Origin of the sequence: Actinocorallia libanotica (assembly GCF_039525175.1) — a bacterium.
In the GTDB taxonomy this organism is placed as follows: domain Bacteria; phylum Actinomycetota; class Actinomycetes; order Streptosporangiales; family Streptosporangiaceae; genus Actinocorallia; species Actinocorallia libanotica.
Map to the genome: position 1 here is coordinate 169,581 of NZ_BAAAHH010000014.1, position 7,569 is coordinate 177,149.

Below are 7,569 nucleotides of genomic sequence, written 5' to 3' on the forward strand. Positions count from 1 at the left end.
CGCACCCCCGTGGGGGTGCGGCCTCCTCGCGCGTTCGCCCGCCCCGCGGGCGGCCGGGTCAGGCCGCGGGCCCGCCGCGCCCCCGGAACCGGCCGGCGGCGCCGGAGACGCCCCGCAGGACCCGGGTCCGGGCCCGGGAGGCGGCGCGGCGCAGGAGGTCCAGGGACGAGAGCGGGAACACCCGGGCCGCCAACCGGTCGGCGCGCCAGGAGGAGGCGGCCAGGGCGGAGCGGACCGCCCGGGTGTCGGCGCGCAGCTCCTGCGGGGCGGTCCGCTGGAGATGGCCGGGCGGGGCGTAGCGGGCCACCTCCCGGGCCAGGGCGATGCGGGCCAGCGGTTCGGCGACCTCCGTGCCCAGGGCGCCGCCGAGCCGGCGCAGGACGCCGCGGGGCGACTCCGCGGGATGCCAGCCCAGCTTGTGGTCGAGGGTGTCGGCCCGCAACTGCGCCCAGGCGGCCGTGGCGGCCGCGGCGGGATCGGCGGCGCGGGCCCAGCGCCGCCACTCGGCGATCTTCCTGATCAGGTGCAGCGACGCGCCGGCGACCACCAGGAACAGGACTCCCAGGTACAGGGAGGACAGGGCGGAGGAGTCCTCGGCCTCCGCCGGGTCGGGGGCCGGCGTCTCCCCGGCCCCGGGGCCGGGGGTGGGCCCGGCGGACTGGCCCGCGGTGTCCGAGGGGTCGGACGAGGCCGAGGCGGAGGGCTCGGCGCTCGGCTCGGCCTCGGCGCGGCGGGACTCCTGGCGGGTGTAGTCGGGGATCCCCACCGATTCGGGCGCGCCCGACCCCGACGGCGTCGGCTCGAACCGCACCCAGCCGGCGCCCTCGAAGTACAGCTCCGGCCAGGCGTGGGCGTCCCGCTGCCGGACGAGGAGGCTTCCGTCGGCCTGGGGCGTGCCGGGCGCGTACCCGACGACCACCCGGGAGGGGATGCCCAGCTCCCGGGTCATCAGCGCCATCGTCGCGGCGAACTGCTCGCAGTAGCCCTCGCGGTCGCGCAGGAAGGCCATCAGGTCCGACACCCGGCTCGGCGGCGCCGGCTCCAGCGAGTAGGTGAACTCCCGGTGGAACCAGCGCTGCAGCAGCACGGCGCGGTCGAAGGGGGTGTCGCCCTTGGCGGTGACCTTCCAGGTCAGCTCGGACAGCTCCGCGGGCAGGTCCTCGGGGAGCTTGGTGTACTCCGGGGACACGGCGTGGAAGCCCGCCGTGCGCAGCTGCTCGGCGGTGGGCAGGGCGCGGCGGCTGTCCACCGAGTACTTCGTGCCGTCGGCGTCCCCGCCGGTGGAAAAGACCATCAGGGACTGGCGGTCGGCCCGCCAGTCGTCCCTTTCGACCCACACCCGGCGCGGCGCGTAGGGCAGCGCCAGGAACTTCATGTCCCGCACCTTCCCGCCGACCGTGATCTCGGTGGTCCGGTCCTCGGTGGCCACCGCCGACATGCCGGGCACGGCGGGCAGCTCCCGGCCGTCCCGGATGAGCGGCGCCGACCCGGCGACCAGGGGGGAGTAGGTCCAGCGGTTGCCGTCGAACCGGTCCAGCGCGTAGACGCGCAGGTAGTCGGGGTCGCCGGAGGAGGTCCGGTAGCGCAGGACCTCCTCGTCGCTCAGCCGGGTGAGCTTGCGCTTGAGGTCGACCAGGGGGTCGGCGGTGGTGATGGTGGTCGAGCCGTCGGTGTCCCGCTCGCCCAGCCCGAACATCCCCGAGGTGCCCGGCAGCAGGGCGGGCACCGCGACGGCGACCCCGATCGCGGCGAGGCCGACCCGGGCGCCCGTCGAGCCCGTCGGCCGGCCTCCGGGCTCCTCCCGGTCGCGGCGCGGGGTGAACACCGGCCGGCCCCAGCCCGTCACCCGGGTGCGGGCGTCGGCCACCAGCAGGGCCAGGTACCCGGCGGCGCCCGCCGCGAACGCCGCCCAGTGCACGCTCTCGGAGCGCACCGCGGCCGGGACGCTGTACATGGCCAGCAGCGGCAGCCCCGCGGGCGCGGCGCGGTGCAGCCGGACGGCCAGCAGGTCGACGATCACCGCGACCAGGCCGACGCCCAGGACGGTCAGCAGCCGCACCCCGTCGCCGACCGGCAGCGGCGCCGCGTAGGTCTCGGCGGTGTTCCAGCCCTCCCGCATCACCTCGCCCAGCACCGACAGGGACCCCGGGGTGGGGATCAGCCAGAGGAAGGCCGAGGAGCCCGAGTACAGCGCCGTCACGTACAGCAGCAGGACGGCCTCCCCGGCCACCAGGCCGAGGATCGGGGACAGCCGCAGCCGCCGCGCGACCATCGCGGTCACCGTCACCGCCGCGACGGCGCCCGCCGCGGGGAGGATCCAGCTGCGGTCCTGGAAGAGCGGGTAGAGACCGGCGGCGCCCAGGACCGTCGCCAGGGCCGCGAGCGCGCTCAGCCCCGGCCGCACACCCGGCTCGTTCATGCGGACCGTTCCCTCCCACTACTCATCGGGCGCACCCTGCACGCCCGCCCACGCGGCGGGCAGTTCGGCGACCGAGGACAGGACCAGCACCCGCCAGCCCGCGCGGCGCAGGGCGCCGGCCGGGTCGTACGGCGCCCCAGCCTGGCCCAGCAGCACCGCGACGCCGATCGCGGTGCCGCGCCGGGCGGCGGCGGCCGCCGCGGCCTCCTCGGCGGTGAGCCGTCCGAAGACTCCCACGATCAGCGCCTCGCCGTCGCGGCCGCGGGGGCCGCGCACCGCGGCCAGCCCCGGCAGGAGGGCGGCGCCGTCGCCCTGCCCGATGACGGCGAGCACGTCCAGCAGCTCCCCGCCCGCCGCGGGCCCGGAGCCGGCGGGGAGGTCGGCGCCGCGGCCCGCGTCGGTGACCAGACGCAGCGGCAGCCCCTGGCGGGCCAGGTGGGCGCCCACCGAGGCGGCGACCGACACCGCCTGCTCGAAGGAGGAGCCCGGCCCCTCCCCGACGTGCGCGGCGCGCCGGGTGTCCAGCAGCAGGACGGCGCGGCTCTGCCACTGCTGCTCCTCGCGCCGCACCATCAGCTCGCCGTAGCGGGCGGTGGAGCGCCAGTGCACCCGGCGCGGGTCGTCGCCGCGCCGGTACTCCCGCGGCACCACGTCGTCCTCGCGGGCGGCGGCCAGGGCGCGGGCGAGGTTCTGCCCCTCGCCGTGCCAGGCGCCGGGGACGCGGCCGGGCGGCAGCTCGACGGTGAGCGGGGTGACGGTCAGGGTGTCGGTGAGGCTGAAGGAGCGGGCCAGCTCCACCAGCCCGAACGGGTCGGCCAGCCGGACGGTCAGCGGGCCGATCCGGAATCTGCCCCGCACGTCCGAGCGCAGCCGGTAGCTCAGCTCCCGGGAGCCCAGCGGCTCGATCCGGTCGAGCACGAACCTGGCGCGGCCGCCCAGGGCGTAGGGCACCCGGTCCTCCACCAGCAGCAGGCCCGTCGGCAGCCGCGAGACGTTCTCCAGCCGCACGTCCGCCCGCGCCTCGTGGCCGACGGGCAGCCGGGAGGGCCCGAGCCGCCGCGCGCAGGCCAGCCGGTAGCGGGTGCGGGAGACGGCGAAGACCGAGAGCAGCGGCAGGACCAGGACCAGCAGCCCGGCCCGCAGCAGGTCCTGCTCGCCCAGCAGGAACGCGCACACCACCGCGGTCAGCCCGGCCGCCATGAACGACCGCCCCCGGGTGGTGAGCGCGTCCAGCGCCACCTTCACCAGCCGCACGGTCAGCCCCGTACGGGCAGCCGCGCCACCAGCTCGCTCACGATCTGCTCCGGGCGCCGCCGCTCCACCTGGGCCTCGGCGGTGGTCAGCAGCCGGTGGGCCAGCACCGGGACGGCCAGCGCCTGCAGGTCGTCGGGGAGCACGTACTCGCGCTCCTCCAGCGCCGCGCGGGCCCGCGCGGCGCGCATCAGCTGCAGCGTGGCCCGCGGGGAGGCGCCCAGGCGCAGCTCTGGATGGGTGCGGGTGGCGTTGACCAGGTCGACGGCGTACTGCTTGACGGCGGGGGAGGTGTGCACGGTGCGCACCGCCTCGATGAGCCGGTGCACGTCCGCGACGGTGGCGGCGGGCGTGATGGACTCCAGCGGCGAGGTGCGGCCGTGGCTGTCGAGCATGTCCAGCTCGGCGGCGGGGCTGGGGTAGCCCATGGAGACCCGCGCGGTGAACCGGTCGCGCTGCGCCTCGGGCAGCGGGTAGGTGCCCTCCATCTCGACCGGGTTCTGGGTGGCGATCACCATGAACGGGCGCTCCAGCGGGTGGGTGGTGCCGTCCACGGTCACCTGGCGCTCCTCCATGCACTCCAGCAGCGCGGACTGGGTCTTGGGGGAGGCGCGGTTGATCTCGTCGCCGATGAGGAGGTTGGTGAAGACGGGGCCGGGCACGAACTCGAACTCGCGGCGGTCCTGCTGGTAGACGCCGACGCCGGTGATGTCGGCGGGCAGCAGGTCGGGGGTGAACTGCACGCGGCGCACCGTGCCGTCGATGGCGCGGGCGAGCGTCTTGGCCAGCATGGTCTTGCCGACGCCCGGCACGTCCTCGATGAGGAGGTGCCCCTCGGAGAGCAGGACGATCAGCGCCAGCCGCACCGCCTCGGACTTGCCCTCGATGACGGACTCGACGGTCGCCCGGATCCTGCCCGCCCTGCCGGCGACCTCGGCGAAGCCGCGCCCGACGCCGGCCTGGCCCTGCACACCCACTGCCACGAAGTCTCCGCCCTGAGTCCGCCCTTGTTCCAGGGCCAAATGTATTGCTCTCCACGCGCTGATGCGGTTGGAGCATTATCCGTGGTTCGTCGCTCTTCTCGACAATAAGCAGCCGGATAACCTTCCAGCGTTACCGACAGTACGCCGCGAAGTGCTTCATCGGTTACGTTTCGGACATCTGACGCCCGCCCCCCGGATGCGCCCGCCCCCCGCGCGCCGCGGGCCCGCCGGCGCCCCACTCCGCCCCACCCTTGCTGAGCAGGCAATTTCACATCTCTTCCTCTCCAGGAACGCAGGTTTTCACAGTTGACGGTGGGGAAGAGTGGAGTACAGTGGGGCGCTGTGGGGGAAGGGTCTCCACATGCATTCTCGAGCTGTTGACGGGCGTCCAATGGCGCGAGGGGGTGGCTCCGGTGTTCCTTGGAACACATCCACTCCGCCTCGACGACAAAGGACGACTGTTCCTGCCGGCCAAGTACCGCGAGGAGCTGTCTGGGGGACTGGTGATCACGAAGGGCCAGGAACGCTGCCTGTACGTCTTCCCCATGGCGGAGTTCGAGCGCATCACCGAAGCGCTGGCCACGGCACCGGTCACCGCGAAGTCCGTCCGCGCCTACAGCCGGGTCTTCTTCGCCAGCGCCTCCGACGAGGTCCCCGACAAGAGCGGCCGCATCACGGTCCCGGCGGCGCTGCGCGCCTACGCCGGACTGGCGCGCGACTGCGTGGTCATCGGGGCCAACTCCCGCCTTGAGATCTGGGACACGCCCTCCTGGGAGGCCTATCTGGCCCAGGAGGAGGAGTCCTTCTCCGATCTGTCGGAGGAGGTGCTGCCGGGAATTCTCTAGGTACGACCCCGCAGGGCGCACGCCCGGCCAGGTCTCCACCCGCTCTCTTCCGCCAGCTGGCGCAGCTTCCCCGGCGCCAGGTGGCACTTCCTCAGGGCAGCGGTTGGGGACCTGGCCGGACGAGCCCCGCGGGCCGCATGTCCGATCGACCGCGAGCGGTCGGCTGCAGTGGGGGTAGACAAAACCATGAATGAGTCCGGACACGTTCCGGTCCTGCTCGACCGCGTACTGTCGACGCTGGGTCCCGCCGTGGGCGCGCCCGGGGCGCTGTACGTCGACGGCACGCTGGGCATGGGCGGCCACGCCGCGGCCATGCTCGAGGCCTACCCCGAGATCCGCCTGCTCGGTCTCGACCGCGATCCCGTGGCGCTGGAGCGCGCGGGTGCGCGCCTGGCGCCCTTCGGCGACCGGGTGACGCTGGTGCACGCGGTGTACGACGAGCTTCCCCGGGTCCTGGCGAGGCTGGGCCTGGACCGCGTCGACGCGGTCCTGTTCGACCTGGGCGTCTCCTCGCCCCAGCTGGACGAGCCCGAACGCGGGTTCGCCTATTCCTATGACGCCCCGCTGGACATGCGCATGGACCAGACCCGGGGCATGACCGCCGCCGACGTGGTCAACACCTATCCGCCGGCCGACCTGGCGCGGATCCTGCGCGAGTACGGCGAGGAGCGCTTCGCCCAGCGGGTCGCCTCGGCGATCGCCCGCGAGCGGGACAGGGAGCCGTTCACCGGCACCCTCCGGCTGGCCGAGCTGGTCCGCACGGCGATCCCGGCGGCGACCCGGCGCAGCGGCGGCAACCCCGCCAAGCGCACCTTCCAGGCGCTGCGCATCGAGGTCAACAGCGAGCTGCGGGTCTGGGAGCGGGCGCTGCCCGCGGCCCTGGACGCGCTCGCGGTGGGCGGCCGCGTCGCGGTGCTGTCCTACCACTCCCTGGAGGACAGGATCACCAAGCGGGTCCTGGCCGACCGCACCACCGACCACACCCCGGCGGGGCTCCCGGTGCCGCTACCGGAGTTCGCGCCGAGGTTCCGCCTGCTCACCCGGGGGAGCGAGCAGGCTTCCGAAGAGGAGATCAGCAGCAATCCGCGGGCGGCGTCGGTGCGTTTCCGCGCCGCGGAGCGGGTTCGGGAGGACGCATGACGACGATCGAGCGCAAGACCGTCGCACGACCCCGGCGGCGGTCCGCCGGGCCCGAGCCCCAGAGCGATACCCGCCCGGACCGCAAGGGCGGCCGGAGGAGACCCGACGAGCCACCGGCCGAGGCCGGGGCGGCCAAGGCCGAGAAGCCCAGGGCGGGGAGGCCGAAGGTGCCCAAGGCCGGGAAGCCCCGGGCAGGGAAGCCCGAGGCCGAGGAGCCGAAGGCGAAGGAACCGCGGGCCAGGGCCCGCCGTAAGGCGGGGGCGGCCGAACCTGTCGCGCGCGGGACGAAAGAGCGCACGCCGAAGCGGCGTACGCCGGAAAAGCGCACGCTGAAGCCGGGCAGGGCGAGGCCGAAGGCCGAACCCGCCGTGCAGGGGCAGACTCAGCAGCGGCCCCGGCCGAGGCCGCGGCCGTCCGCGGGACGTCCTCGTGCTCCGTTCGTATTGCTCAACCTCTGCCTGCTCGGCGGGGCACTGGTCAGCCTGCTGGTGCTCAACACCGTGTTGGCCCGCGACGCCTACACCCTGAGCGCGCTGGAGCGCAGCGAACGCCGGCTCACCCAGCAGAAGCAGACGTTGATCGAGGAGATCGCACGGGAGGAGGCCCCGCGCAGACTGGCGCTCAAGGCTCGTAATCAAGGGATGGTACAGCCCAGCGAGCTGGCTTTCGTCGATCCCGATAACGGTCGCGTAACCGGTGGGAAGAAGCGGCCCGTCCCGTCGGCGGCCGCCGCTGCCGCCGCGGCGGCCGGGATCATCGGGGTGCCGGGCGCGGTCGTCCCCGGCGACGGCATCCCCGGCTGGGCCGGCACCGCCGATCCCGCACGGTCCCAGGAGCCGCAGGCGACCGGTGAGGCCCCGGCCGAGAGGACCCCGTGACCGAGCGCCCGCGCACCCCCGGAGGGGCGCAGCCCCCCGGGCGCCGCGGGCCG

Annotated in this window: 6 protein-coding genes; 3 read left to right on the forward strand and 3 right to left on the reverse strand. The window is 74.8% G+C overall.

Translation table 11 applies throughout. From position 1 onward, the window contains the following. Positions 1–58: 58 nt before the first annotated feature. The 3 genes from ABD140_RS18865 to ABD140_RS18875 are packed head-to-tail and all read right to left on the reverse strand — an operon-like array spanning position 59 to position 4,647. Positions 59–2,419, reverse strand: a complete 2,361-nt coding sequence (locus ABD140_RS18865) for a transglutaminase TgpA family protein (protein ID WP_344242177.1) — start codon at positions 2,417–2,419, stop codon at positions 59–61. Between the two features lie 18 nt (positions 2,420–2,437). After that, positions 2,438–3,673 (reverse strand): DUF58 domain-containing protein, encoded by a 1,236-nt coding sequence (locus ABD140_RS18870; RefSeq protein ID WP_344242178.1) that lies wholly within the window; start codon positions 3,671–3,673, stop codon positions 2,438–2,440. Between the two features lie 2 nt (positions 3,674–3,675). Continuing rightward, the gene (locus tag ABD140_RS18875; protein WP_344242189.1) at positions 3,676–4,647 is read right to left on the reverse strand and encodes an AAA family ATPase; all 972 of its coding nucleotides are present in this window, start codon (positions 4,645–4,647) and stop codon (positions 3,676–3,678) included. A 419-nt stretch (positions 4,648–5,066) separates the two neighbouring features. Between ABD140_RS18875 and mraZ the strand changes: the two genes are divergently transcribed. The 3 genes from mraZ (at position 5,067) to ftsL (ending at position 7,516) form a co-directional block, all read left to right on the forward strand. Continuing rightward, positions 5,067–5,498 carry a division/cell wall cluster transcriptional repressor MraZ gene (mraZ, locus tag ABD140_RS18880; RefSeq protein ID WP_344242190.1) on the forward strand — a complete coding sequence of 144 codons (432 nt, stop codon included), beginning with the start codon at positions 5,067–5,069 and terminating at the stop codon, positions 5,496–5,498. A gap of 186 nt (positions 5,499–5,684) precedes the next feature. Beyond that, positions 5,685–6,638: a 16S rRNA (cytosine(1402)-N(4))-methyltransferase RsmH gene (rsmH, locus tag ABD140_RS18885; protein WP_344242179.1), complete on the forward strand. Its 954-nt coding sequence runs from the start codon at positions 5,685–5,687 to the stop codon at positions 6,636–6,638. Beyond that, the gene (ftsL, locus tag ABD140_RS18890; RefSeq protein WP_344242180.1) at positions 6,635–7,516 is read left to right on the forward strand and encodes a cell division protein FtsL; all 882 of its coding nucleotides are present in this window, start codon (positions 6,635–6,637) and stop codon (positions 7,514–7,516) included. The genes rsmH and ftsL overlap by 4 nt, the downstream gene beginning before the upstream one ends. Positions 7,517–7,569: the final 53 nt, after the last annotated feature.

Coding starts and splice junctions, on each gene's coding strand:
- ftsL (WP_344242180.1), top strand. CDS start 6,635: ATGACGACGATCGAGCGCAAGACCGTCGCACGACCCCGGCGGCGGTCC.
- rsmH (WP_344242179.1), top strand. CDS start 5,685: ATGAATGAGTCCGGACACGTTCCGGTCCTGCTCGACCGCGTACTGTCG.
- ABD140_RS18865 (WP_344242177.1), bottom strand. CDS start 2,419: ATGAACGAGCCGGGTGTGCGGCCGGGGCTGAGCGCGCTCGCGGCCCTG.